The organism is Shewanella sp. 11B5 (assembly GCF_002836795.1).
Classification (GTDB): domain Bacteria; phylum Pseudomonadota; class Gammaproteobacteria; order Enterobacterales; family Shewanellaceae; genus Shewanella; species Shewanella frigidimarina.
Genome location: NZ_PJAP01000111.1, coordinates 1 through 1,248 on the forward strand (window position 1 = coordinate 1; position 1,248 = coordinate 1,248).

Annotated in this window: 2 protein-coding genes and 1 pseudogene; all 3 read left to right on the forward strand. The window is 41.6% G+C overall.

Translation table 11 applies throughout. The annotated features are described in order from the left end of the window. Positions 1-677, forward strand: a 677-nt coding sequence (gene tolQ, locus CXF78_RS00910; RefSeq protein ID WP_102035721.1) for a protein TolQ, incomplete at its 5' end; no start/stop codon positions are given. After that, positions 677-1,105 (forward strand): protein TolR, encoded by a 429-nt coding sequence (gene tolR, locus CXF78_RS00915; RefSeq protein ID WP_011636933.1) that lies wholly within the window; start codon positions 677-679, stop codon positions 1,103-1,105. The genes tolQ and tolR, both read left to right, overlap by 1 nt. Continuing rightward, positions 1,106-1,248 (forward strand): annotated as a pseudogene (locus CXF78_RS21735) (protein TolA); the annotation flags it as partial.

Here is a 1,248-nt window from a genome sequence, read left to right on the forward strand (position 1 = left end):
TTTCATTTATTGGTTTGTTTTTAGAAGCCAGTGTGTTGGTAAAGTTAGTTATGCTGACCTTGTTGGCATTATCGATTGCCTCATGGGCAGTGATCATTCAACGCAACAAATTATTAGGCTCTGCAAGAGTTAAGTCATTACGTTTTGAAGAAACGTTTTGGTCAGGTGTTGATTTAAACCGTCTTTACAAAGAATTAATAGCACGTGGTAGTGCTATCTCTGGTTTAGAATCGATGTTTGTGGCAGGTTTTAAAGAATATACTCGTTTGAGCAAAGTAAACAGTAAAGCACCTGAAGCTGTTATGGATGGAACTTCTCGAGCAATGCGAGTGAGTTTGTCGCGAGAAATGGAAAAGCTTGAAAACCATTTGCCGCTATTGGCAACGATTGGTTCTACCAGCCCATACATTGGTTTGTTTGGGACGGTATGGGGAATTATGAATTCCTTTATTGCACTGGGCGCCGTTGAAAATGCCACTCTTGCCATGGTTGCACCAGGTATTGCAGAAGCATTGATTGCAACCGCAATGGGCTTGTTTGCTGCTATACCTGCCGTTATTGGTTATAACCGTTTTACAACGCAAGTTGATAAAATTGAAATGACTTATGCTAACTTTATGGAAGAATTCTCCAACATATTGCAACGTCAAGCGTATAGCGAGAAGGAAGCTGTTTAATGTATCAGCGTAAACGTCGTCGTCCAGTTGCAGAAATCAACGTTGTACCTTACATCGACGTGATGTTGGTGTTGTTGATTATTTTTATGGTGACAGCGCCTATTGTATCGCAAGGAGTCAAAGTAGAATTACCTCAAGGTAATGCCGAGTCTTTACCACCTGATAGTAAGCCTCCTATCGTTGCATCGATTGACGCGGCTGGACAATATTTCTTGAATATCGGCAGTAGTTCTAACTCTGAAGTTATGGACTTAGAACAAGTGTCGACTGAAGTTGGAGCGTTAATCCAGCTTGAACCGTTAAGGCCTGTGGTAGTAAAAGCTGACCGCACGATACCTTATGAAAGCGTTATTCAATTAATGATTAGTTTGCAAGGTGCTGGTGTGCCTGCTGTAGGGTTAATGACCGATTCACCGAAGGAGAAATAGGTGGCTGGAAATTCAGATTTAACCGTGCCAGTTTCTATTTCTGCTGGTATTCATATTGGATTTATCGTCATTCTTGCTTTAGGCATTAGTTTTGATGATAAGCCCAAGCAAATGCAAACGGCAGCAAGTGCACCTGCCGTTCA